Origin of the sequence: Pseudomonas knackmussii B13 (assembly GCF_000689415.1) — a bacterium.
In the GTDB taxonomy this organism is placed as follows: Bacteria; Pseudomonadota; Gammaproteobacteria; order Pseudomonadales; family Pseudomonadaceae; genus Pseudomonas; species Pseudomonas knackmussii.
In genome coordinates this window covers 4,369,991-4,391,341 of record NZ_HG322950.1, presented here as the reverse complement: position 1 = coordinate 4,391,341, position 21,351 = coordinate 4,369,991, and the positions used below count along the sequence as shown (strand labels likewise).

Genomic DNA, 21,351 nt, shown 5'->3' with positions numbered 1-21,351 from the left:
CTTATTTGTTGCGCCAGTTCGGCTCGCGCTTCTCGAGGAAGGCGTTGACGCCCTCGCGGGTGTCGTCGGCGTCGAACAGGTCGACGAAGCGCTCGCGCTCCTCGCTCAGCCAGGTGTTCGGCCCACGCTCGCGGGCGCCCTGGATCAGCGGCTTGATGGTGCGCACGGCCACCGGGCTCTGCCGCGCCACCTTGGACGCCAGCAGCAGGGCGGTACCGCGGGCCTCGCCGCTGTCCACCACCTGCTCGACCAAGCCGATGCGTTGCGCGGTATCGGCGTCTATGCGCTCGCCGCAGAGGATCATGCGCTTGGCCCAGCCTTCGCCGACCAGCCAGGCCAGCGCCTGGGTGCCGCCGGCGCAGGGCAGCAGGCCCACCGCGGCTTCCGGCAGGGCCATCTGCGCGTGGCGCTCGGCGATGCGGATGTCGCAGGCCAGGGCGCATTCCAGGCCGCCGCCCATGGCGTAGCCGTTAATCGCGGCGATGGACACGCCACGGAAATCGCGCAGGGCCTCGAAGGCTTCGCCGAAGCGGCGCGCCATCTCGCGGGCGCGGGCCTTGTCGCCATCGGCGAACATGTTCAGATCGGCGCCGGCGGAGAAGAACTTCGGCCCCTGGCCGGTGATCACCAGGGCGTAGATGTCGTCGTCGCGATTCAGGTGTTCGACCAGCTGGCGCAGGCCGATCAGCGAGTCGCGGTCCCAGGTGTTGGCCGGCGGATGGTTGATGGTGATCAGCGCGGTGTGGCCGTGCTTCTCCACGGTGAGCTTGTGGGTCAGGTCGAAGAGGCCGGGCTTGTAGGGTTCGACGGCGGTGCTCATGGCGTTCTCCTTATCGATGGCCGCGCTCGGCGGGCGTATGTCGTTGGACTCTAGGCGGGCGCGGTTGCGCGCGTCCATGTCCGATCTGTTCAGTTGGCGCCCGTGCGGTGGGCGTTTTTTCCTGTGGAAGCGTTACAGCAGGCGATCCAGCATCCCGCCCTGGTCGAGCAGGCGGCGGGCGACTATCACCCGCATGATCTCGTTGGTGCCTTCGAGGATCTGGTGCACGCGGCTGTCGCGCACCCAGCGCTCCAGCGGGTAGTCGTTGAGGTAGCCGTAGCCGCCGTGCAGTTGCAGCGCCTCGTTGCACAGGGCGAAGCAGCGGTCGGTGGCGAAACGCTTGGCCATGGCGCAGAAGAGCGTGGCCTCGCCGTCCTTGTGGTCCAGCTTGTGCGCGGCCAGGCGCACCATCTGCCGGCTGGCGGTGAGATCGGTGAGCATGTCGGCGAGCTTGAACTGCAGGGCCTGGAACTCGGCCAGGGCCTTGCCGAACTGCTTGCGCTCCTCGACGTAGCGCAGCGATTGCTCCAGCGCCGCTTGTGCCGCGCCGAGGGAGCAGCTGGCAATGTTCAGGCGGCCGCCGTCCAGGCCCTTCATGGCGTAGACGAAGCCATGGCCTTCCGGGCCGATGCGGTTGCCCGCCGGGATACGCACGCCCTCGAAGGTGATGGTACGGGTCGGCTGGGCCTTCCAGCCCATCTTGTCTTCGTTGCGGCCGTAGCGGACGCCTTCGGCATTGGCCGGCACCAGGAAGCAGGAAATGCCCTTGGCGCCGTCCTCGCCGGTGCGCGCCATGACGATCAGCACGTCGGTGGAGCCGGCGCCGGAGATGAAGGTCTTGGCGCCGTCCAGCACGTACTCCTCGCCGTCGCGGCGAGCGCGGGTGCGTAGGTGCGCGGCGTCGGAGCCGGCGTCCGGTTCGGTGAGGCAATAAGAAGCGAGCAGCTCGCCGCCGATCAGGCCGGGCAGCCACTGTTCCTTGAGCGCCGCGTCACCGAAGGAGGCGAGCATCCAGGTAGCCATGTTGTGGATGGTCATGTAGGCGGTGGTGGCGACGCAGCCGGCAGCCAGTTGCTCGAAGATCAGCGAGGCGGAGAGCCGCGACAGGCCCAGGCCGCCGTCGTCCTCGGCGATGTACAGGCCCAGGTAGCCCTGCTCGGCGGCGCGGCGAATCACCTCTACCGGGAAGTGGTGCTCGCGGTCCCAGTCCGCCGCGTGCGGGGCGAGTTCGCGAGAGGCGAAGGCGCGGGCGCTTTCCACCAGCAGGCGCTGTTCTTCGCTGAGATCGAAATCCATGGGGGCGCTTCCTCGGTTTGTTCTTGTGAAATGGGACAGCCTGCTGCGGTTATAGCGCGAGCCGGGGGGCGCTGTGGATTGACGATCTTGCTCGCGGGATGGACGATCTTGGTGTTGAGCAATGCATTATCGAGGTCGTGATCGCGATGTCCGGCAGTCCGCTCCTGTCCACCTGGCCCCTGCCGCAGCAGGGCGTCCGTTTCATCACGCCGCCGCGCCTGCGCCGCGCGTTGGCCCGTCACCCGCTCGGTCAGGCCTGCTATCCGCTCGCCCTGGGCTACTACCCGGCGGCGTCCGGGCACCTCATGCAGCGCCAGGTCCCTGACGATCACCTGCTGATCTACTGCAGCGCGGGGGAGGGTTGGCTGGAGATCGGGGATGGACGATTCGATGTCATGGCTGGCGACCTGCTGGTGTTGCCGAAGGGCCAGGCGCACGCCTATGGCGCTTCCGCCGAGCGGCCCTGGTCGATCTTCTGGGTACACCTGGAAGGCGGGCTGGCCGAGGAGTTCCTGCGGCCGCTGGGCAAGTCGCCGCGCCTGCGCATCGGCGTGCAGCCGCGCCTGCGCGGGGAGTTCGACGCCTTGCTGGCGCTGCGTCGCCAGGGCTTGAGCCTGCCGCACTTCATCCACGCCGCGCATCTGTTGCAAAGCCTGCTCACGTCCCTGGCGCTGCGCCCGGTGCGGGCGCGACTGAAGTCAGGCGGGGTGCTGGATATCGAAGCGGTACAGGCGCTGATGCGCGAGCACCTGGATTCGACGCTCAACCTCGACGAGCTGGCTGCGCAGTTCCACTTGTCGCGTTTCCATTTCGCCAAGACCTACCGGGCGCTGACCGGCCAGGCGCCGATCCAGGATTTCATCCGCTTGAAGATGACCCATGCCTGCCGCCTGCTCGACCAGGGGCATCTGGAAGTGCGCCAGGTCGCCGAGCAGCTCGGCTATGCCGATGCCTACTACTTTTCGCGGTTGTTCAAGCGCGTGGTGGGCATGGCGCCCAGTCACTACCGGGCGCTGCACCAGGGCTGATCAGCGGTTGCCGAGCAGTTGGCGCCAGCCCTGGAAGTCGCCGGCCAGCTCTTCGCGCAGGCGCTCCATCGAGGTCGGCAGCGCGGGGCAGAGGCTGCGCAGGCGGGCGAAGGCCGGCAATTTCGCCAGGGCGTCGTCGGCCAGCTGCGGGTTGCGCAGGTGGTGGGCGATCTGCACCAGGTCGGCCAGGTCGATCTCACCGGTCGTTTCGCGGCTCCAGCAGGTGCGCTGGCGGGCGCATTCGATCAGGTTGGTGGGCAGCTTCCAGACGGTCATGATGACCACGCCTATGTCGCCGGACAGCCACTCGCACAGCTGATTCAGCGAATCCTGCTCGCGCGACTGCTGCGGCCAGCGCTCCAGTTCGGCGAGCAGCGGCAGGCTGCCGACGTCCTGCAGCAGGCCGCCAAGCAGGGCTTCGTCGATCTCCACGCGCTCGCAGCGCTGTGCCAGCGCCGCGCTGTAGGCGGCGCGTTCGAGGGCGGCTCGCCAGCGGGCGCGGAACACCTGCTGCAGGGCCGACTCCTTGCCGATGTAGAGGTTGCGTATGGCGAAGCCGGTTACGAGGCTGCCCAGGCGGCGGATGCCCAGGCGCGCCAAAACGTCACGCAGCGGCGCGCCGGGGCGGGTGCCGCGCAGCAGCGGGCTGTCGGCGAACTGCATGAGGTAGGCGGCCAGCGGCGGGTCGGCCTTGATCGTCTGCGCCAGTTGCTCCAGCGAGGCTTTCGGGTCGGCCAGCAGGCGGCGCACGCGAAGATAGGCCTCGGGCATCTGCGGGATCTTCGCCTCGCCTTTCAGGAAACGGTTGTATAGCGCGAAGCGCATGGCTTCGGCGCTCATCGGCTTGGGCGGGTTTTCCGCGTTTTCCATGTCGGCCTGCCGGATTGACAAGGGGGTCGGGCTTTTCTAGGGTGCGCCGGCCATGTTTCATCAGGTGTCCCATGACCGAGAGCGACGATCGTATCAAACTGGAAGCAAGCTGGAAGGAAGCCCTGCGCGACGAATTCGACAAGCCCTATATGCATGAGCTGAGCGAATTCCTACGCAGTGAGAAAGCCGCCGGCAAGGTGATCTACCCGCCGGGGCCGCTGATCTTCAACGCGCTCAACTCGACGCCGCTGGACCGGATCAAGGTGGTGATCATCGGCCAGGACCCTTACCACGGACCGGGCCAGGCCCACGGGCTGTGCTTTTCGGTGCAGCCGGGCGTGCCGACGCCGCCGTCGTTGCAGAACATCTATAAGGAGCTGCAGCGCGACCTGAACATCCCCATCCCCGCGCACGGCTACCTGCAGCACTGGGCCGAGCAGGGCGTGCTGCTGCTCAACACCTCGCTGACGGTCGAGCAGGCGCGCGCCGGCTCGCACGCCAATGCCGGCTGGCAGCAATTCACCGATCGGGTGATCCAGGTGGTCAGCGAACGGTGCGACGGGCTGGTGTTCCTGCTCTGGGGCTCGCATGCGCAAGGCAAGCAGAAGTTCATCGACGCGCAGAAGCACCTGATCCTCAAGTCGGCGCATCCGTCGCCGCTTTCGGCCTACCGCGGGTTCCTCGGCAACGGCCATTTCAGCCGCACCAACAAGTTCCTCGAACAGCACGGCAAGGCGCCAATCGACTGGGCGCTGCCGGCACTGGGCTGAAACCATGAAAAAAGGCGCCGCCGGATAGCCCGGCAGCGCCTTTTTCATTGAGCCGTGCTTAGCCGCGCATCATTTCCTTGAGGATCTTCTCCTGGTCGCGGAATTCCTGCTGGCGAGCATCCAGCTTGGCGGCCAGGGTGAAGTTGCCGCCGGCGCGGCGCTTGGCGAAGTCCAGCTGCTCGATGGCCGAAGGGTAGTCGCCGGTCAGCGCCAGGTACTCGGCGCGCGCCTGGTGCACGCCGATGGCGTTGCCGTCGATGGTGCGGGCGTCGGCCAGGCGGCTCCAGACGTCCGGGTCGAGCGGGCGGGCCTGGGTCAGCTTGATCAGGATCTTCTCGGCGTCGGCCGCGCGGTTGAGCTTCATCAGCACGTCGGTCTGGGCCTGGATCAGCGGGTAGCTGTCGGGGTACTGGCCCAGCAGGCGCTGCACGCGGGAGAGGGCGTCGTTCAGCTTGTTCGCGGTGATGTCCAGGTCGACCTGGGCGAGGTTGTAGGCCAGTTCATTGGGCGCCTTGGCCAGCAGCGGTTGCAGGGTGGCGCGAGCTTCGTTGAGCTGGCCGATGCGGGTCTGCGACAGCGCCAGGCCGTAGCGCGCGGCATCGAGCTTGGGATTGTCGTCGAGCATGGCGCGGAAGCGCTTGCCGGCCATGCCGGGCATTTCCTCGAAGATCAGCTGCACGCGGGCGCGCATCAACTGGTAGCGCAGGCTGTCTTCCTTGCCGCTCGACGGGTATTGCTCGGCACGATTTCGGGTGTCGGCGATACGCGAGTCGGTGACCGGGTGGGTGAGGAGGAATTCCGGCGGCTTGGCGTCGTAGCGGTACTGCCGCGCCAGGCGCTCGAACATGGTCGGCATGGAGCGCGGATCGTAGCCGGCGCGAACCATGTTGACCACGCCAACGCGGTCGGCCTCCTGCTCGTTCTGCCGGGAGAAGCGCAGCTGGTTCTGGATCGCCGCCGCCTGGGTCGAGGCGATGGTGGCGATGCCGGCATCGCCGGCGCCGGCGGCGGCCGCGACGATACCGGCGAGCATCGCTGCCATTACCGGCAACTGCATCTGTTTCTGCGCTTCCAGGCCGCGGGCGAAGTGGCGCTGGATCAGGTGACCCAGTTCGTGCGCCAGTACCGCGGCGTACTCGCCTTCGGTTTGCGCATAGAGGAACAGGCCGCCGTTCACCCCGATGACTCCGCCGGGTGCGGCGAAGGCGTTGATCTGCGGGTCCTTGATGAGGATGAAAGCCAGGCGGTGGTCCTGCAGGTCGCTGGTTTCGGCCAGGCGATAGACGCTGGATTCGACGAAATCCTTGATCTGCGGGTCGTTGATCGAGTCGACCTGGTTGCGCAGCATGCTCAGCCAGGCGCGACCGAGCTGGAACTCCTGCTCCTGGGAAACGATGGACGAGCTGGAATCGCCCAGGGACGGCAGGTCGTCCGCCACGGTGGGCATGGCCAGCAGGCAGGCAAGCGACAGCAGGGCAGGGCGCAGTACTTTCATGTACATGAGGCTCGTTCCGGGAAAGGCACTACTTTAGCCGCAGGCTGTCGCCACTGCCTAGGTTATGGCGGGGCGTCGCGGCGGGGCTGGAAGCGATCCGGCTTCCTTTCTAGGCCTCGGGGCTGAAGGTTTGCTTAAGGTCACGCGAGTGCGCGCGAGCCGGGCAGTTTTCCAACGGATTCGGTATTCTTGGGCGCCTTGCCCGGAGACCACGACATGCCAGCCGATATTCATTGTGACGCCGAGCTGGATGCCAGCGGTCTGAATTGTCCCCTGCCGCTGCTCAAGGCCAAGCTGGAACTCAATCGCCTGGCCAGCGGTCAGGTGCTCAAGGTCATCGCCACCGACGCCGGTTCGCAGCGCGACTTCCGCGCCTTCGCCGAACTTGCCGGGCACCAGCTGCTGCGCGAAGAGGCCGACCAGGGCCAGTACCGCTACTGGCTGCGCAAGAAGTAACCCCGCCCGGGCCCGCGCCCGGGCGTTTCCATTTCGCAGGACTCCCGATGCTCAAAGTTCTACAAGGCTGGATGCAGCGCTACTTTTCCGACGAGGAAGCGGTGGTGCTGGCAGTCATCCTGGCGCTTGGTTTCACCGTCGTCCTGGCCTTCGGCAGCATGCTTGCGCCGGTGCTCGCGGCCATGGTCGTGGCCTTCCTGATCAAGGGCCTGCAGGGTCAGCTGGAACGCCTGCGGGTGCCCAGGCTGTTCGCTCTGTGGCTGGTCTACGCGCTCTTCCTGGGAATGCTCGGGTTGTTCCTGCTGGTGCTGGTGCCGCTGATCTGGAAGCAGCTGTTCACCCTCGTCAACGAGATGCCGCGCATGCTCGGCGAGTGGCAGTCGGTGCTGCTGATGCTGCCCGAGCGCTACCCGGAGATGGTCAACGAGGAGCAGGTGCTCAAGGTGATAGAAACGGCGCGCAGCGAGTTGGGCCAGCTCGGCCAGTGGGCGCTGACCTTCTCCCTCTCGGGCCTGCCGATCCTGGTCAACGCCATGATCTACCTGGTGCTGGTGCCGATCCTGGTGTTCTTCTTCCTCAAGGACCGCCGGCGCTTCCAGCTCTGGTTCCGTCGCTACCTGCCGCGCGAGCGCGGGCTGATGAAGCAGGTCTGGGTGGAGATGGACAAGCAGATCGCCAACTACATCCGCGGCAAGGTCATCGAGATCGTCATTACCGGCGCCGCCAGCTACGTCGCCTTTGTCGTGCTCGGCCTGAACTACGCCGCGCTGCTGGCCCTGCTGGTGGGCCTGTCGGTGGTGGTGCCTTATATAGGCGCGCTGGTGGTGACCGTGCCGGTGGCGCTGATCGGGTTGTTCCAGTGGGGCTGGGGCGACCAGTTCATCTACCTGATGGTGGCCCACGCGGTGATCCAGGCGCTGGACGGCAACGTGCTGGTGCCGCTGCTGTTCTCCGAGGCGGTGAACCTGCACCCGGTGGCGATCATTTGCGCGGTGCTGCTGTTCGGCGGCTTGTGGGGCTTCTGGGGCGTGTTCTTCGCCATCCCCCTGGCGACCCTGGTGAAGGCGGTGCTGGACGCCTGGCCGAAGCAGCCGGAGCTGCAGCCGCAGGTCAGCCCGCTGATGTAAACGGAAAAGGCCGCTGGAAAGCGGCCTTTTTCATGGTGCGGCGGAAGATCAGGCCTTGGCCAGTTCCTGCGCGGCGGCGAGCACGGCATCGACGTGGCCGGGCACCTTGACCCCGCGCCACTCGTGACGCAACACGCCCTTGGCGTCGATCAGGAAGGTGCTGCGGTCGACGCCCATGTATTCCTTGCCGTAGAGCTTCTTCAGCTTGATCACGTCGAACAGCTGGCAGAGCGCCTCATCCTTGTCGCTGATCAGTTCGAAGGGGAAGCACTGCTTGGCCTTGAAGTTCTCGTGGGACTTCAGGCCGTCGCGGGAGACGCCGAAGATCACCGTGTTGGCCTTGGCGAAGGCCTCGATCTGGTCGCGGAAGCCCTGGCCTTCGGTGGTGCAGCCGGGGGTGCTGTCCTTGGGATAGAAGTACAGCACTACCTGCTGGCCCTTCAGCGCCGAGAGTTGCACCTGCTGGCCACTGGTGGCAGCAGCTTGGAAGTCGGCGACGGGTTTGTTGAGTTCAACGGCCATGCGGTGCTTCTCCTTACGGGTGCTGCGGGCGCCAGGGTTCGATCAGCGCGTCGAGGTTCAGTGCATCGGCGAAGTCGAGGAACTGGTCGCGCAGCCAGCTGATCTGGGTGCCGGCCGGCAACGTCACGGTGATGGTGGCGTTGAGCATGCTGGTGTTGGTGTGCGGCGCCTGGTAGGTGTCGCAGGTCAGGTTCTCCAGCTCGATGTTGTGGTCGATGAAGAACTGGCACAGCTCGTTGAGGATGTCCGGGCGGTACACCGCGCTGACATAGGCCACGTAGGGCAGGGCCTGGGCGCGGGTCACGTGGGCGTTGCTGCGGGTCACGCTGAGGGTGAATCCATGGCGCTTGGCCAGCGCCGGCAGGCCGCCTTCCAGGCGGGCCAGGGCGTCCCAGCTGCCGGAGACCTGCAGAACAAGCGCGCTGAACTCGCCGTGGCGGGTCAGGCGGCTGCTGATGACCGAGCAGCGGTTGTCGATGCAGGTGCGGCAGAGCACGCTGGTCAGCTCCATGGGGTTGGGCCCCAGGGCACTGATCAGGAGGAATTGTTCACGGGGGTGGGAGGCGGACATGCAGCTTTCCTGGGATGGGCGACCGAAGGGGCCGCGTCGACAAAGGGGAAAGGGTAGCGAAAAGCGGCCGCAAGGGGAATGTCCGGTATGCGCCGGACGCCGCGCTCAGCTTGTGCAAGGCAGGTGGCCCCAGTACCATTACGGCTTTCTTTTTCCGGCAGGAGCGGTTGCATGATTGCGGGCAGTATGGTGGCGCTGGTCACCCCCTTCGATGCTCAGGGTCGACTGGATTGGGACAGCCTCGCCAAGCTGGTGGACTTCCACCTGCAGGAAGGCACCAACGCCATAGTTGCAGTCGGCACCACGGGTGAATCGGCGACCCTCGATGTGAACGAACACCTCGAGGTCATCCGCCGCGTCGTCGACCAGGTCAATGGTCGCATCCCGGTGATCGCCGGTACCGGCGCCAACTCCACCCGCGAGGCGGTCGAGCTGACCGAGGCGGCCAAGAGCGGCGGCGCCGATGCCTGCCTGCTGGTCACCCCGTACTACAACAAGCCGACCCAGGAAGGCCTGTACCAGCACTTCCGCCACATCGCCGAAGCCGTGGCCATCCCGCAGATCCTCTACAACGTGCCGGGCCGTACCGCCTGCGACATGCTGCCGGAGACCGTCGAGCGCCTGTCCAAGGTGCCGAACATCATCGGTATCAAGGAAGCCACCGGCGACCTGCAGCGCGGCAAGGAAGTCCTGGACCGCGTCGGCAAGGATTTCCTGGTCTACTCCGGCGATGACGCCACCGCCGTCGAGCTGATGCTGATGGGCGGCAAGGGCAACATCTCGGTGACCGCCAACGTCGCCCCGCGCGCCATGAGCGACCTGTGCGCCGCCGCCATGCGTGGCGACGCCGCTGCCGCCCGTGCGATCAACGACCGTCTGATGCCGCTGCACAAGGCGCTGTTCATCGAATCCAACCCGATTCCGGTGAAATTCGCCCTGCACGAGATGGGCCTGATCCCCGAGGGCATCCGTCTGCCGCTGACCTGGCTCAGCTCGCGTTGCCAGGAACCGCTGCGTCAGGCCATGCGCCAGACCGGCATTCTGGCCTGACGGAGAGCGATTGCATGAAGCGACTGGCAGGACTGACCGCGCTCGCCCTGATCATTGGCAACACAACCGGCTGCAGCTGGTTGTGGGGCAAGGATGGCTACTTCCGCGACCGCGGCACCGATTACCTGGATTCCCGCGAAACCGCACCGATGAAGGTGCCGGAAGGCTTGCATACCAAGCCTCTGGACCCGCTGCTGCCGATTCCAATGAACGTCGCCGACAGCCACGAGAAGGCCGGTGAGTTCGAGGTGCCGCGCCCGGTGGCTCTGGCCACTACCGGCGCCAGCTCCAGCGATTACAGCCTGCAGAAGAGCGGCGATTCGCGGTGGCTGATCGCCCAGCGCCCGCCGGCGGAAGTCTGGCCGGTCGCCCACCAGTTCTACCAGGACAACGGCTTCGCCTTCGCCGAGGAAAAACCGCAGACCGGCGAGTTCACCACCCGCTGGCAGCCGCTGACCTCGCTGTCCGCCTCGCTGTCCCGTCGCCTGAGCAGCCGCGTGGCTGGCATCGACCCGAGCAGCGAGGCGCGCGTTCGCGTGCGCATCGAACCGGGCGTGCAGACCAACACCAGCGAAGTCTACGTGCTCAGTGAAACCCGTCCGGCCGGCAGCAATGCCAGCCAGGACTGGCCGAGCAAGCCGGTCGTCCCGGCACTCGATGCCGCTCTGCTCGACGAAATGCTGGCCAACATGGCCACCACCTCGGAGAAAGGCGGTTCGGTTTCCCTGCTGGCTGCGCACTCCACCTTCGACACCCCCGGCAGCGTAGTTCTGGACAAGGACGGCAACGGCAACCCGATGCTGACCATCGACTCCGACTTCGACCGCGCCTGGGTCAGCGTCGGCCGCGCTCTGGACAAGGCCGACGTTCGCGTAGACGACATCAACCGCAGCCTCGGCGTGTACTACGTGAACGTCGCCGAAGGTGCGAAGAAGCTCGACGAAGAGAAGAAGCCCGGCTTCTTCAGCCGCCTGTTCGGCGCCAGCGAAGAGAAGGCCAAGGCCGAGGAAGAGAAGAAGGCCCAGCGCTACCAGGTCCGCCTGACCAGTGTGAACAACACCGTGCAGGTAACCCTCGACAAGGACATCAACACCTCCGCGCCGACCGATGTTGCGCAGAACGTGCTGGAAAAAATTCAAGAGAGCATGCGTGATGCACTTCGCGGTCCTGGGGAGCGGAAGCCGGGGCAATTCGGCCTTGGTGAGAAGTTCTGACGCCCGCGTCCTGATCGATTGCGGCTTTCCGCTGCGTGAAACCGTCAAGCGACTGGCTCGCCTGGGTATCGAACCCGGCGAGCTGGACGCGATCCTGGTCACGCACGAACACGCCGATCATGTGCATGGCGTCGAATTGCTCGCCCGGCACCACCGGATACCCGTCTACCTCAGCGCCGGAACCCTGCAGGGACTGCGCAAGCCATTGGAGCCCGCCGGGCTGTTGACGGCCGGTCAGCGTCTGCAGATCAAGGACATGGAAATCACCGCCGTCGGCGTCGCCCACGATGCCCGCGAGCCCTTGCAGTTCGTGCTTTCCGATGGTCGGCGGCGATTCGGTCAGTTGACCGATCTGGGGAGCGTCACCGCCGAAGTGCTGGAGTGCTATCGTGGCCTGGATGCGCTGGTGGTCGAGGCCAACCACGACAGCGAGATGCTCGCCCGTGGTCCCTATCCCTACCCGCTGAAGGCCCGCGTGGGCGGCCAGTGGGGACACTTGAACAACCAGCAGGCCGCCGACCTGGTCGCGGCGCTGGACTGGGAAGGGCTGCAGCACCTGGTGCTGGCCCACCTCAGCGAAAAGAACAACACGCCGCAGCTGGCCCGGCAATGTTTCGTCGACACCCTCGGGTGCGACCCGGACTGGCTGCAGGTAGCCGATCAGCATTCGGGGCTCGACTGGCGCGAGATCGCCTGACCCCATCAACCTAGCAAGCGGAGCCCATCATGGAAAAACGCGAAGAACTTTATCGCGGCAAGGCCAAATCGGTTTACACCACCGACGACGCCGACCGCCTCGTCCTGCTGTTCCGCAACGATACCTCGGCGTTCGACGGCAAGCGCATCGAGCAGCTGGATCGCAAGGGCATGGTGAACAACAAGTTCAACGCCTTCATCATGCAGAAGCTGGAAGAAGCCGGCATTCCCACCCAGTTCGACAAACTGCTGTCGGACAACGAGGTGCTGGTGAAGAAGCTGGCGATGATTCCGGTCGAGTGCGTAGTGCGCAACTACGCCGCCGGCAGCCTGGTGCGCCGCCTGGGTGTGGAAGAGGGCCTGCAGCTGACGCCGCCGACCTTCGAGCTGTTCCTGAAGAACGACGCCCTGGGCGACCCCTTCATCAACGAATCCCACGTCCAGGCCTTTGGCTGGGCGACCCTCGAGCAACTGGCGCAGATGAAGGCCTACTCCTTCAAGGTCAACGAAGTGCTGAACAAGCTCTTCGACGACGCCGGCCTGCTGCTGGTCGACTTCAAGCTGGAGTTCGGCGTGTTCCACGGCCAGATCGTCCTTGGCGACGAGTTCAGTCCGGACGGCTGCCGCCTGTGGGACAAGGAAACCCGCAAGAAGATGGACAAGGACCGCTTCCGCCAAGGCCTGGGCGACGTGATCGAAGCCTACGAGGAAGTCGCGCAACGCCTCGGCGTTCCGCTCTAACCTGTTCAAAGCGCGCAAGCGACTGAAAGAACGCGAAAATTTCCAAAAGAAAGCTTCGCGTTCTGCAATCAAGCTGGTATCATGCGCGCCGCACGGAGAGATGCCGGAGTGGTCGAACGGGACGGATTCGAAATCCGTTGAGTCAGCAATGGCTCCTAGGGTTCAAATCCCTATCTCTCCGCCATTACATATGGCCAGAGCCCCTGAAATGCCTAGCGTTTCAGGGGTTTTGTCTTTTCTGGGGGAGTCTCTAGGGAATGCCAGCAGGTAGGCGTGGTAATGGCGATCTGCTAGCGTTCCCGGTGTGAACTCCAGATCAAGGCCGGAAATGGGATCAGCAGTCGGAAAGGGATTGTCATTCGCTCGGCGCATCTACCCGCCGCGCACCGTTGGGCTGGGTATCGGCTTCTTCTGTGTGGCCGCTGCGCTACAGCCGCTGGGGATGCCCCTGTGGGGCTGGGGGCTGCTGGTTTTCAACGGATTTCTCTGGCCGCATCTGGCCTATCAGTTGGCGCGCCATTCTCGGCAACCGTACCAGGCCGAGCGCCGCAACCTCTTGCTGGACTCGCTGTTCGGCGGCTTCTGGGCCGGCGCCATGCAGCTCAATCCGCTGCCTAGCGTGACCATCCTGTCGATGATGGCGATGGACAACATCGCTGCCGGCGGACTGCGCTTCTTCCTGCTCGGCAGCCTGGCGCAACTGCTCGGCCTGTCGCTCGCCGTGGCGCTCTTCGGCTTCACCTTCATCTCCGTGGCGACTCCGCTGCAGGTGTACGCCTGCCTGCCAATGCTGGTGATCTATCCGCTGGCGGTCGGCGGGGGCAGTTTCAGCCTGGCCAAGCGTCTCTCCGAGCACAAGAAGGCCTTGCGCGCGGTGAGTCGCACCGACAGCCTGACCGGGCTGCTCAACCACGGCAGCTGGATGGACCAGCTGGAAAGCGAGTTCCAGCGCTGCCGCCAGCAGCACACCCGCTCCAGCATCGCACTCATCGACATCGACCGCTTCAAGAACGTCAACGACACCTACGGGCACGTGCTGGGTGACATGGTTATCGCCGAGCTCAGCCGCGTCCTGACCCATACGCTGCGCGATACGGACACGCCCGGCCGCTACGGCGGCGACGAGTTCTGCGTGATCCTCCCCGGCACCACGCAGTCCCTGGCGGTGGAAGTGATGCAGCGCCTGCGGCAGAACTTCGCCAAGGTGCGCTTCGAACTGTATCCGGAGCTGATGGTGAGCCTGAGCATCGGCGTCGCCTCCTACAGCCCCTACCAGGTGGACGCCTGCGCTTGGCTCAACGAGGCCGACCGCGCCTTGTACCAGGCGAAGAACCAGGGGCGCGACCAGGTGGTGCTCGGCAAGCCAGAGGCTCAGCCGCAGTAAGCGTCCATCTTCACGCGGTTCTTCTCGCTGGGATCGGCCTGGTACTGCTGGCGCCAGAATTGGCAGGGCGCACTGTTGAAGCGCTTGTCGCGTTCGCTCTGCTCGACCTTCTGATTCTGCTCGGCCTGCAGCTTGCGCTGGCTCTCAAGGTATTGCTGGAACATGGCCGCGTTGGCGTCTTCGGCGGTGGGGCGCGCGGGTGCTGGCGCTGGCAGCACGCGCTTCGCGACTTCGGCCGGAGCCTGGGGCAGGTAGCGATAGAGCAGGGCGCAGCTGAGGGCTACGGCAGCGAAGCCGAGCCAGATGCCGGCGGCAATGCCGAGGGCCAGTTTCCAGGTGCTGAATCCAGGTGTGGACATGGCGGCTCACGTCAGAGGGTAAGCCGCCACTGATAGCGCATTTCCGCCGACGGCATCAACCGGCGGAAGATTCGTACGCCTCCAGGGCGCGCAGCGAGTAGACATAGGCCGCGCCCGCGTTCATGGCGATGGCCGTGGCAAGTGCCTGCGCCACTTCCGCTTCGCTCGCGCCGGCCTTGCGTGCAGCCTCTGCATGCACCCCGATGCAACCGTCGCAGCGAGTGGTGATGGCCACGGCCAGGGAGATGAGTTCGCGGGTCTTGGCGTCCAGCGCATCGCCGTCCGCCGCGGCGGCATCCAGCGCCTGGTAGGCGGCGATCATTTTTGGATGCTTCTTGCCCAGGGCGCCGAAGGCTTTCTTCACCGCGGGAACGTATTCGGACCAGTTGAACAGCATGGCGGCAGCTCCTTTCTTCGGGATCGGAGCATGCAGCGTAGTCCGGCGTCGATGGGTGCGCCGGCCAGGTCAGCTGGCGTCGAGGATTTCGTAGACCTGCTTGCCCACCTGCAACTCGTCGCCCGGCTGGTGATTGAGCAGGGCGCCACCCAGTGGCGAGCGCGGGCTGATGACGAGGATCTCCTGGCCATCCAGCGCCACCTTCAGACCGGCGGCGTCCGGGCCGAGGAACAGCCACATAAGGCGGTCGTCCTGATCTGCCAGCTGCACCAGCGCGCTGGTCTGCACGCCCTGGTCCGGGTCGAAGTCGCGCAGTACCAGGTTCTGGAAGCGCGCCAGGGCCTGGCGGATCTCCTCGACACGGCGCGATTGCCCGGCGGCCAGGTAGGCGGCCTCCAGGCCGAGCGTGTCGTACTTGTTTTCGGCGACGTTTTCCTCGTGAGTGGCGGCCTCGTGGGCAGTACGGGCAGCGCCCACGGCGATGTCCAGGTCGGCTTCGAGGCGGTCGAGGATCAACTGGTAGACGCGTTTCTTGTCCATGGCGGCGGCGAGCGGGGCGGAAAGGGCGCCTATCGTAGTGGCTTTCGCCGGCGCGGGCGAATCCGCATCTCAAGATTTCCCCGTGCCGGTCGATAGCAGGCTGCATACCCGGAAAAGGAACCCGGACATGATTGTGTCTCCATCTAGCTCGAACTATGTGATCTCGGTCTCCACCAACGCCTCGTCAGGTAATGGCGCGGGAATGGCTGACACCGCCAAGGACGAGACTACGACGCGCCAGGCCGTGCCTACTGGCCGCTCTTCCGCCGCAAGCGGCAGTGCCTCGGCGGGCGGCTCGTCCACTACCGTGCAGCAACTGCAGAAGCGCCTCAAGGAACTGCAGAAGCAGCTCCAGCAGGAGCAGCAAGAACTGTCCGCCGCCCAGGCGCGACACTATTCGTCCGATGCCGAGCGCACCGCCGCGTTGATGGCGATTCAGAGCCGCATCGCCAGTACCAGTGCAGCGCTGCAGACGACCGCCGCAGCGCTCGTCCAGGCGCTTCAGAAAGGTGGCGGCGGCGCCGGCTCGCTGCTGAGCGCCACCGCCTGAGCCGAGCCGGCATCAATAGCCGGCGAGTACGCTGACCACCGCGCCGGTGGCGATCGCGATCAGCACGTAGTCGCCGTTGACGTACAGCCAGCGATGATCGCGCGGCGGTGCATACAGATGGCGCGCGTGCCAGTCGGTGACCCAGTAGCGGTCGCTACGGTAGACCGGCTGCACCACCCACCCCCTGCGCCACTCCCGATGCGGCACCGGCATGCCGGGGCGCGGCTGGTAATGCGGATCGCGGTAGTAGCGCGGGTCCGCATGGCCGGAGCGGCCGTGGTCATGGCCCGGCTTCGGCGGTTGACCGTAGCCCGGCGGGCGATGGTCGGGGCCTCGATCCGGGCCCGGTTGGGCGAAGCTGCTCAGCGGGCCGGCCAGGGCAAGGGCGGCACAGAGCAGGGCGAGAGTCTTTTTCATGTTGGGCTCCTGGAGCGCCGGTCCGGCGCGTTCATCGGGTCGCGTCCGCGTCGAGCGATTGCCGCGCGGTTGCAAACTCTGACTGCGCAGGCCCGTCAAGAAACGCCAAGCAGTGGTAAAGGTCGGGTAAAGACGCAGGCTTCGGCTCATTTCACGTTCTGTGGAAATATCACTTTGTGTGATATAAATGATGAAATTTCACCAAGGAGGCGCGCGCCATGAGTGCCCTGATCCAGGACAGTCCGTCGCCCGACATCGTTCTTGCCAAGGCCGTTCTGGCTGCCCGCGAGCAACTGGGCATGACCCAGCAGGAGCTGGCCGATATCGTCGGTGTGGACCGCAGCGCGGTGAGCCGCTGGAAGGGCGCTGGCCTGCGGGTCAACAGCAAGACCGGCGAGTTGGCGCTGCTGCTGGTGCGTATCTATCGCGCGCTGTTTGCCTTGTTCGGCGGCAACCTTGAGGACATGCGCCACTTCCTGCGCACCGACAACCATCACCTGGGCGGCGTGCCGCTGCAGCTCATGGAACAGGTGCAGGGCCTGGTACAGGTGGTGGAATACCTCGACGCCATTCGGGGCAAAGTCTGAATGGCTTCCGACGCGGGCGCCGAGCTCTGGCGGCGTTGCCAGGGCGAGCAGACGATCACGCCGCTGCGCGGCAAGCTGGTGCGCCTGGTGGAAAGCCAGGAGCAGGTCGCGACCCTGCAATTGGTGGATACCCTCGAGGAGCAGGCGCTGCTCGAGGAACTGATCGAAACCAGCAAGCCGCGCCTGCCGCAGACGACTACGGATCTGCATTACCTGCTCAAGACACCGTTCCGCTATCCGCCGCTGCGCTGGGGTTCACGCTTCGGTCGGCGCCACGAGCCGAGCCTGTTCTACGCCGCCCTGCGCCTGGAAACCGCGATGGCCGAAGGCGCCTATTACCGCTTCGTGCTGTGGGAGGGCATGAGCAGCCCGCCGCCCAGCGGACGCATTCTTTCCGAACATGCGTCCTTCGAGGCGCGTTTCCAGGTGCAGCGGGGTGTGCGCCTGCAACAGGCGCCCTTCGCCGAACATGCTGCGAAGCTGGAAGATCGGCAGGACTACGGGCTGACCCAGGGCCTGGGCAGTGCGATGCGCGGTGCCGGGGTCGAGGCGTTCGAGTATCGTTCGGCGCGTTGTCCGCTGGGTGGACTCAATGCGGCGCTGTTCGCGCCGTCGGCCTTCGTCGATCGGCGCCCGCGCAACTTGCAGCCCTGGCTGTGCGAAACCACGGGCGACTATGTGGCCTATAAGCAGGCGCAGGTGCCGGATGCGCCGCGGTTGTTCCCGCGCGAGACATTCCTGGTGGATGGACGACTGCCGTACCCGGCCTGACCGTTTGTCGTCCTCCGCTGTAGGAGCAGTCTGAAGGGTTTAGCTTATAGGGCTGGCCAGCAAGGAGCGCCGCCATGGATGTCCGCCTGGAAGCCCATCCCCATGACCGTCAGCAATGGCGCGTCTACCTGAATCAGCAGTTCTTCTTCCAGTACTCGAGCAAGCTTGCCGCGCAGCGCATGTTCGAGCGCGTTCGCCTGTCGCTCTGCGATGTTGCACCACCCTGGCACAAACCGCCGTCGACGCCTGTCGTCGAGCGCCGCCGAGGCTCTCGCCAGTACGTCTGAAACGCCCCGGAAAAGCCCCTGGTATGCCGCTTTGCCGCCCTGAATTGAGGCGGTCTGCGGCCGTGTGCCGCAGACTTGTGCACATCGCGCGTGCGCCCTGTCAAGCCTTTGAGAAAATCTTCCGCAAGCCTTTGATTTTTCACTTTACATTCATAAGTTATTGAAAATATTATTGTTTTTCTGTTGGTGAAAAAATCGACAATCTAAGCCGCGGCCCCGCAGGGCAAGGCGTATAAGACGTTTTCATCATCTTATCCACGAAGTTATCCACAGCTTCTGTGGATTGTCCCAAGCGCTTGCTTCCGGCCACCTTTGTCAAGCCTTTCCAGGCCGTTGCCAGGGACTTTTTCGTCGCTCATCGCTGCTACCATGGCGCGCAACTTTCCTCCCCGCCGTCTGTTCCGGAGCCTGCGAATGCCCATTGACCTGCCAAACCTGCTGATCGGATTGCTCGCCGGGATGCTGCCGCTGGCCGGGCTCGCCTGGCGCCTGCGCGAGCGGCTGGCCGAGCGCGAGGGCGAGCTGGCCCTGCTAGGCGAGCGCCTGACGACCGCGCAATTGGCCCAGGACGGCCTCGGCGTGCAGCTGGAGGCGGAACGCGAGGCTGTCCAGCACCTCAATGGTCGCAATGGCGAGCTGGTGGCGGAGGCGGCGGCGCTGCGTCGCGAAGTCGAGCTGCGCCGTACCGAACGCGAGCGCCAGGTGCAGGCGGAGCGCGCCTGGCAGGGCGAGCGCGAGAGCAAGGAAGAGGAGCTGCGCCGTCTGGCCGCCGAACGCGCGTCCCTCGCGGCCGAGTTGCGCGAGCAGCAGGAAGGTCACCAGCAGCGCCTGGGCGATCTGCAGTCGGCTCGTGATGAGTTGCGCGCGCAGTTCGCCGAGCTGGCCGGGAAGATCTTCGAGGAGCGCGAGCAGCGTTTCGCCGAGAACAGCCAGCAGCGCCTGGGGCAATTGCTCGATCCGCTGAAGGAGCGCATCCAGGCCTTCGAGAAGCGTGTCGAGGAAAGCTATCAACAGGAGGCGCGCGAGCGCTTCTCGCTGGGCAAGGAACTGGAGCGCCTACAACAGCTGAACCTGCGCCTGGGCGAGGAGGCGACCAACCTGACCCGTGCGCTCAAGGGCCAGAAGACCCAGGGCAACTGGGGCGAGCTGGTGCTGGAGCGGGTGCTGGAGCATGCCGGGCTGGAGAAGGGTCGCGAGTACGAGACCCAGGTCAGCCTGCGTGCCGCCGACGGCGAGCGCTTCCAGCCTGACGTGTTGATCCGCCTGCCTGGCGACAAGCAGGTGGTGGTGGATGCCAAGGTCAGCCTGACCGCCTACCAGCAGTTCGTCGCCAGTGACGACGAGGAAATCCGCCTGCAAGCGCTGAAGCAGCACGTGCAGTCGCTGCGCAACCATGTGAAGGGCCTTTCCGGCAAGGATTACCGGCGCCTGGAAGGCCTGCACAGCCTGGACTTCGTGCTGCTCTTCATGCCGGTGGAAGCTGCATTTTCCGCCGCCCTGCAAGCCGAACCGAACCTGTTCCAGGAGGCGTTCGAGCGCAACATCGTGATCGTCAGCCCGACCACCCTGCTAGCCACGCTGCGGGTGATCGACAGCCTGTGGCGCCAGGAGCGGCAGACGCAGAACGCCCGCGAGATTGCCGAGCGCGCCGGCGCGCTGTACGACAAGTTCGTGCTTTTCGTGCAGGACCTGGATGAAGTGGGCTCGCGCCTGCAGCAGCTGGACAAGGCTTACGCCTCGGCCCGCAACAAGCTCTGCGAAGGGCGTGGCAACCTGATCAGCCGTGCGGAGCAGGTCAAGCTGCTCGGCGCGCGGGCCAGCAAGAGCCTGCCGGGCGACTGGCTGGAGCGGGCGCTGGGCGACGAGCCGCAGGTGCTTGAAGGCGAGTAATCCGGCGTATACCGGTCGGTACGCGCGGTGCCTGCTCTTGGTAGGAGGACCTTGTCCGCGATTCGCGGCCATGGGCCGCTCCTACAGCTTTCGGCGCCATTCGCGGTACAGGATCGCTAGAACAGCGAATACGGCTTTCCGGCGGTGCCATCGGCGAAGCGCCGCAGGCGGAAGGCGTGCAGGTCCAGACCTGGCTGGCCGTCGAGCAGCCACTGGCGCATCAGTTGGCCGACGATCGGCCCCATGGCGAATCCGTGGCCGCAGAAGCCCGTGGCCACCAGCAGGCCCGGCACTTCGCTCGGGGCGTCCAGCACCGGGATGCCGTCGGGCAGCACGTCGATCATCCCGGCCCAGCTTTCCACTACCTTCACCTCTTTCAAGGCCGGGAAGGCCTTGGCCAGGTTGCGCTGGGCATCCAGCACGCGGCGCTGATTCACAGCGACTTGCGGATCTCGCTCGCCGATCACTGGGCCGTTGCGCTGTCTCTCCGAGCCCGGCAGGCGCTGGCACAGGTCATGGAGCAGCTTGCCATTGAGCTTGAAGGCGAAGCTTGCGCGGTTGTCCGGCAAGTGCGGCAGGTACCACTTGGCTGCGCGCAGGTAGTCGAGGCTGAGGTCGATATCGGCCTGGGTTTCGTCGGCCAGGTTGAAGCTGCCGTCGGCACGCTGGCGGATGCCGATGCCATGACCGATGAAGCTTTGCGCACCGATATGCGGGCCGGGGCTGGTGCGCGATACCGTGCAGCGCACGGCTTGCTGCGGCAGTTCCAGGCCGATGCTCTGCAGCAGGCGCCAACTGCTGGCGCCGGCGGCGACCAGCAGATGCTTCGTCTTCACGTAACCGCGTTCGGTCTGCACGCCGCAAATGCGTCCGGCGGCGAGGTCGATGCCGCTCACGCCACAGCCTTCGACGAACACGGCGCCGCGCTCACGGGCGCGCAAGGCATATGCAGGTGCGACTCGGCGTGGTTCGGCCTGCCCGTCGTTGGCGGTGTACAGGGCGCCAAGGCCCGTGTCGGAAAGGCCCGGCATCAGCGCCTTCACTTCGGCGGGCGAGATCACGCGGGTGCCGAGTCCGAATTGTGCGGCGACCTTCAGCCACTCCTCATGGCGGGTGCGCTGCTCGGCGTTTTCGGCCAGGTACAGGCAACCGCCCTGGCGCCACTCCAGTGGCATTTGCAGTTCGCTTTCGAGGCGCTCCCAGAGCGGGATGGCCGCCATCATCAACGGCACTTCGGCGGGATCACGGGCCTGCTGGCGGACGAAGCCCCAGGCGCGGGTGGACTGCTGGCTGGCGAGGCCGGCCTTGTCGCAGACCAGCACGCGCAGCCCGCGCCCGGCCAGTTCCCAGGCGCTGGCGCAGCCCATGATGCCGCTGCCGGCGACGACCAGGTCGACTTCCTCGGGCAGGCGCTCGGCGCTGGCGAGGGCGGGGTGCAGCGGATAGGTTCCGGTCGGCATCGGCGTTCCCTGTCGTACTCAATGGAGGGCCGAGTATGCCGGTGGCGAGCCGC

The 21,351-nt window shown here is 65.7% G+C and carries 25 protein-coding genes and 1 tRNA gene; 15 read left to right on the top strand and 11 right to left on the bottom strand.

Annotated elements, in window-relative coordinates; translation table 11 throughout:
- Window position 1: 1 nt before the first annotated feature.
- Entirely contained in the window at window positions 2-820 is an 819-nt protein-coding gene (locus PKB_RS20640) for an enoyl-CoA hydratase (RefSeq protein WP_043257573.1), read from the bottom strand.
- A 132-nt stretch (window positions 821-952) separates the two neighbouring features.
- On the bottom strand, window positions 953-2,116 hold the full coding sequence (locus PKB_RS20635; RefSeq protein ID WP_043254065.1) for an isobutyryl-CoA dehydrogenase: 1,164 nt from the start codon (window positions 2,114-2,116) through the stop codon (window positions 953-955).
- A 146-nt stretch (window positions 2,117-2,262) separates the two neighbouring features.
- On the opposite strand from PKB_RS20635, the gene PKB_RS20630 reads away from it, so the two are divergent.
- Window positions 2,263-3,144 carry an AraC family transcriptional regulator gene (locus PKB_RS20630; RefSeq protein ID WP_043257571.1) on the top strand — a complete coding sequence of 294 codons (882 nt, stop codon included), beginning with the start codon at window positions 2,263-2,265 and terminating at the stop codon, window positions 3,142-3,144.
- Here PKB_RS20630 and PKB_RS20625 read toward each other — a convergent pair whose 3' ends face one another.
- Complete coding sequence (locus tag PKB_RS20625; RefSeq protein ID WP_052355341.1) at window positions 3,145-4,014, bottom strand: HDOD domain-containing protein; 870 nt, start codon at window positions 4,012-4,014, stop codon at window positions 3,145-3,147.
- A 71-nt stretch (window positions 4,015-4,085) separates the two neighbouring features.
- Here PKB_RS20625 and ung point away from each other — a divergent pair, with 71 nt between their 5' ends.
- Window positions 4,086-4,784: a uracil-DNA glycosylase gene (gene ung / locus PKB_RS20620; protein ID WP_043254064.1), complete on the top strand. Its 699-nt coding sequence runs from the start codon at window positions 4,086-4,088 to the stop codon at window positions 4,782-4,784.
- 58 nt (window positions 4,785-4,842) lie between these two features.
- Here ung and PKB_RS20615 read toward each other — a convergent pair whose 3' ends face one another.
- Entirely contained in the window at window positions 4,843-6,279 is a 1,437-nt protein-coding gene (locus tag PKB_RS20615; RefSeq protein ID WP_043257567.1) for a M48 family metalloprotease, read from the bottom strand.
- 216 nt (window positions 6,280-6,495) lie between these two features.
- On the opposite strand from PKB_RS20615, the gene PKB_RS20610 reads away from it, so the two are divergent.
- Both PKB_RS20610 and PKB_RS20605 read left to right on the top strand, forming a co-directional pair.
- A complete protein-coding gene (locus PKB_RS20610) occupies window positions 6,496-6,735 on the top strand; it encodes a sulfurtransferase TusA family protein (RefSeq protein WP_043254063.1) in 240 nt (79 codons plus the stop codon).
- A 47-nt stretch (window positions 6,736-6,782) separates the two neighbouring features.
- Window positions 6,783-7,862 carry an AI-2E family transporter gene (locus PKB_RS20605; RefSeq protein WP_043254062.1) on the top strand — a complete coding sequence of 360 codons (1,080 nt, stop codon included), beginning with the start codon at window positions 6,783-6,785 and terminating at the stop codon, window positions 7,860-7,862.
- Window positions 7,863-7,910: 48 nt separating this feature from the next.
- Here PKB_RS20605 and PKB_RS20600 read toward each other — a convergent pair whose 3' ends face one another.
- Window positions 7,911-8,384, bottom strand: coding sequence for a peroxiredoxin (locus PKB_RS20600; RefSeq protein ID WP_043254061.1), 474 nt, complete (start codon window positions 8,382-8,384; stop codon window positions 7,911-7,913).
- A 13-nt stretch (window positions 8,385-8,397) separates the two neighbouring features.
- Window positions 8,398-8,955: a glycine cleavage system transcriptional repressor gene (locus PKB_RS20595; protein ID WP_043254060.1), complete on the bottom strand. Its 558-nt coding sequence runs from the start codon at window positions 8,953-8,955 to the stop codon at window positions 8,398-8,400.
- A gap of 171 nt (window positions 8,956-9,126) precedes the next feature.
- Between PKB_RS20595 and dapA the strand changes: the two genes are divergently transcribed.
- The 6 genes from dapA (at window position 9,127) to PKB_RS20565 (ending at window position 14,040) form a co-directional block, all read left to right on the top strand.
- On the top strand, window positions 9,127-10,005 hold the full coding sequence (gene dapA / locus PKB_RS20590; protein WP_043254059.1) for a 4-hydroxy-tetrahydrodipicolinate synthase: 879 nt from the start codon (window positions 9,127-9,129) through the stop codon (window positions 10,003-10,005).
- A 14-nt stretch (window positions 10,006-10,019) separates the two neighbouring features.
- Window positions 10,020-11,219 carry an outer membrane protein assembly factor BamC gene (gene bamC / locus PKB_RS20585; RefSeq protein WP_043254058.1) on the top strand — a complete coding sequence of 400 codons (1,200 nt, stop codon included), beginning with the start codon at window positions 10,020-10,022 and terminating at the stop codon, window positions 11,217-11,219.
- A complete protein-coding gene (locus PKB_RS20580; RefSeq protein ID WP_043254056.1) occupies window positions 11,158-11,916 on the top strand; it encodes an MBL fold metallo-hydrolase in 759 nt (252 codons plus the stop codon). The genes bamC and PKB_RS20580 overlap by 62 nt, the downstream gene beginning before the upstream one ends.
- Window positions 11,917-11,945: 29 nt before the next feature.
- Window positions 11,946-12,656, top strand: a complete 711-nt coding sequence (gene purC, locus PKB_RS20575; RefSeq protein ID WP_043254055.1) for a phosphoribosylaminoimidazolesuccinocarboxamide synthase — start codon at window positions 11,946-11,948, stop codon at window positions 12,654-12,656.
- A 94-nt stretch (window positions 12,657-12,750) separates the two neighbouring features.
- Window positions 12,751-12,840, top strand: a tRNA-Ser gene (locus PKB_RS20570).
- Between the two features lie 144 nt (window positions 12,841-12,984).
- Entirely contained in the window at window positions 12,985-14,040 is a 1,056-nt protein-coding gene (locus PKB_RS20565) for a diguanylate cyclase (protein WP_043254053.1), read from the top strand.
- Here the strand turns inward: PKB_RS20565 and PKB_RS20560 are convergent.
- The 3 genes from PKB_RS20560 to PKB_RS20550 form a co-directional block, all read right to left on the bottom strand.
- On the bottom strand, window positions 14,028-14,399 hold the full coding sequence (locus PKB_RS20560; RefSeq protein WP_043254051.1) for a hypothetical protein: 372 nt from the start codon (window positions 14,397-14,399) through the stop codon (window positions 14,028-14,030). The two genes, PKB_RS20565 and PKB_RS20560, sit on opposite strands and share 13 nt — an antisense overlap.
- Before the next feature lie 55 nt (window positions 14,400-14,454).
- Window positions 14,455-14,796, bottom strand: coding sequence for a carboxymuconolactone decarboxylase family protein (locus tag PKB_RS20555; RefSeq protein ID WP_043254049.1), 342 nt, complete (start codon window positions 14,794-14,796; stop codon window positions 14,455-14,457).
- A gap of 69 nt (window positions 14,797-14,865) precedes the next feature.
- Window positions 14,866-15,336 carry a GreA/GreB family elongation factor gene (locus tag PKB_RS20550; protein ID WP_043254047.1) on the bottom strand — a complete coding sequence of 157 codons (471 nt, stop codon included), beginning with the start codon at window positions 15,334-15,336 and terminating at the stop codon, window positions 14,866-14,868.
- Window positions 15,337-15,463: 127 nt separating this feature from the next.
- Between PKB_RS20550 and PKB_RS20545 the strand changes: the two genes are divergently transcribed.
- Window positions 15,464-15,886, top strand: coding sequence for a hypothetical protein (locus tag PKB_RS20545; RefSeq protein ID WP_043254045.1), 423 nt, complete (start codon window positions 15,464-15,466; stop codon window positions 15,884-15,886).
- Between the two features lie 12 nt (window positions 15,887-15,898).
- Here the strand turns inward: PKB_RS20545 and PKB_RS20540 are convergent, their stop codons facing one another.
- On the bottom strand, window positions 15,899-16,303 hold the full coding sequence (locus PKB_RS20540) for an RcnB family protein (RefSeq protein ID WP_043254042.1): 405 nt from the start codon (window positions 16,301-16,303) through the stop codon (window positions 15,899-15,901).
- Between the two features lie 218 nt (window positions 16,304-16,521).
- Between PKB_RS20540 and PKB_RS20535 the strand changes: the two genes are divergently transcribed.
- The 4 genes from PKB_RS20535 to PKB_RS20520 all read left to right on the top strand — a co-directional run bounded on the left by PKB_RS20535 (window position 16,522) and on the right by PKB_RS20520 (window position 19,838).
- Window positions 16,522-16,890 carry an MbcA/ParS/Xre antitoxin family protein gene (locus PKB_RS20535; RefSeq protein ID WP_043254039.1) on the top strand — a complete coding sequence of 123 codons (369 nt, stop codon included), beginning with the start codon at window positions 16,522-16,524 and terminating at the stop codon, window positions 16,888-16,890.
- The gene (locus PKB_RS20530; protein ID WP_043254037.1) at window positions 16,891-17,661 is read left to right on the top strand and encodes an RES family NAD+ phosphorylase; all 771 of its coding nucleotides are present in this window, start codon (window positions 16,891-16,893) and stop codon (window positions 17,659-17,661) included.
- A 74-nt stretch (window positions 17,662-17,735) separates the two neighbouring features.
- Window positions 17,736-17,948: a hypothetical protein gene (locus PKB_RS20525; protein WP_043254034.1), complete on the top strand. Its 213-nt coding sequence runs from the start codon at window positions 17,736-17,738 to the stop codon at window positions 17,946-17,948.
- A gap of 528 nt (window positions 17,949-18,476) precedes the next feature.
- Entirely contained in the window at window positions 18,477-19,838 is a 1,362-nt protein-coding gene (locus PKB_RS20520; protein ID WP_156958146.1) for a DNA recombination protein RmuC, read from the top strand.
- Window positions 19,839-19,954: 116 nt separating this feature from the next.
- Here the strand turns inward: PKB_RS20520 and PKB_RS20515 are convergent, their stop codons facing one another.
- Window positions 19,955-21,298, bottom strand: a complete 1,344-nt coding sequence (locus PKB_RS20515; RefSeq protein ID WP_043254029.1) for an NAD(P)/FAD-dependent oxidoreductase — start codon at window positions 21,296-21,298, stop codon at window positions 19,955-19,957.
- Window positions 21,299-21,351 lie beyond the last annotated feature (53 nt).

Excerpts from the sequence above, each read along its gene's own strand:
- bamC (WP_043254058.1), top strand. The coding sequence starts at position 10,020 with ATGAAGCGACTGGCAGGACTGACCGCGCTCGCCCTGATCATTGGCAAC.
- PKB_RS20530 (WP_043254037.1), top strand. The coding sequence starts at position 16,891 with ATGGCTTCCGACGCGGGCGCCGAGCTCTGGCGGCGTTGCCAGGGCGAG.
- PKB_RS20540 (WP_043254042.1), bottom strand. The coding sequence starts at position 16,303 with ATGAAAAAGACTCTCGCCCTGCTCTGTGCCGCCCTTGCCCTGGCCGGC.
- purC (WP_043254055.1), top strand. The coding sequence starts at position 11,946 with ATGGAAAAACGCGAAGAACTTTATCGCGGCAAGGCCAAATCGGTTTAC.
- PKB_RS20550 (WP_043254047.1), bottom strand. The coding sequence starts at position 15,336 with ATGGACAAGAAACGCGTCTACCAGTTGATCCTCGACCGCCTCGAAGCC.
- PKB_RS20545 (WP_043254045.1), top strand. The coding sequence starts at position 15,464 with ATGATTGTGTCTCCATCTAGCTCGAACTATGTGATCTCGGTCTCCACC.
- ung (WP_043254064.1), top strand. The coding sequence starts at position 4,086 with ATGACCGAGAGCGACGATCGTATCAAACTGGAAGCAAGCTGGAAGGAA.
- PKB_RS20595 (WP_043254060.1), bottom strand. The coding sequence starts at position 8,955 with ATGTCCGCCTCCCACCCCCGTGAACAATTCCTCCTGATCAGTGCCCTG.
- PKB_RS20580 (WP_043254056.1), top strand. The coding sequence starts at position 11,158 with ATGCACTTCGCGGTCCTGGGGAGCGGAAGCCGGGGCAATTCGGCCTTG.
- PKB_RS20565 (WP_043254053.1), top strand. The coding sequence starts at position 12,985 with ATGGGATCAGCAGTCGGAAAGGGATTGTCATTCGCTCGGCGCATCTAC.
- PKB_RS20625 (WP_052355341.1), bottom strand. The coding sequence starts at position 4,014 with ATGGAAAACGCGGAAAACCCGCCCAAGCCGATGAGCGCCGAAGCCATG.
- PKB_RS20640 (WP_043257573.1), bottom strand. The coding sequence starts at position 820 with ATGAGCACCGCCGTCGAACCCTACAAGCCCGGCCTCTTCGACCTGACC.
- PKB_RS20605 (WP_043254062.1), top strand. The coding sequence starts at position 6,783 with ATGCTCAAAGTTCTACAAGGCTGGATGCAGCGCTACTTTTCCGACGAG.
- PKB_RS20615 (WP_043257567.1), bottom strand. The coding sequence starts at position 6,279 with ATGAAAGTACTGCGCCCTGCCCTGCTGTCGCTTGCCTGCCTGCTGGCC.
- PKB_RS20630 (WP_043257571.1), top strand. The coding sequence starts at position 2,263 with ATGTCCGGCAGTCCGCTCCTGTCCACCTGGCCCCTGCCGCAGCAGGGC.
- PKB_RS20535 (WP_043254039.1), top strand. The coding sequence starts at position 16,522 with ATGAGTGCCCTGATCCAGGACAGTCCGTCGCCCGACATCGTTCTTGCC.
- PKB_RS20600 (WP_043254061.1), bottom strand. The coding sequence starts at position 8,384 with ATGGCCGTTGAACTCAACAAACCCGTCGCCGACTTCCAAGCTGCTGCC.
- PKB_RS20610 (WP_043254063.1), top strand. The coding sequence starts at position 6,496 with ATGCCAGCCGATATTCATTGTGACGCCGAGCTGGATGCCAGCGGTCTG.
- PKB_RS20635 (WP_043254065.1), bottom strand. The coding sequence starts at position 2,116 with ATGGATTTCGATCTCAGCGAAGAACAGCGCCTGCTGGTGGAAAGCGCC.
- PKB_RS20555 (WP_043254049.1), bottom strand. The coding sequence starts at position 14,796 with ATGCTGTTCAACTGGTCCGAATACGTTCCCGCGGTGAAGAAAGCCTTC.
- PKB_RS20560 (WP_043254051.1), bottom strand. The coding sequence starts at position 14,399 with ATGTCCACACCTGGATTCAGCACCTGGAAACTGGCCCTCGGCATTGCC.
- PKB_RS20515 (WP_043254029.1), bottom strand. The coding sequence starts at position 21,298 with ATGCCGACCGGAACCTATCCGCTGCACCCCGCCCTCGCCAGCGCCGAG.
- PKB_RS20525 (WP_043254034.1), top strand. The coding sequence starts at position 17,736 with ATGGATGTCCGCCTGGAAGCCCATCCCCATGACCGTCAGCAATGGCGC.
- dapA (WP_043254059.1), top strand. The coding sequence starts at position 9,127 with ATGATTGCGGGCAGTATGGTGGCGCTGGTCACCCCCTTCGATGCTCAG.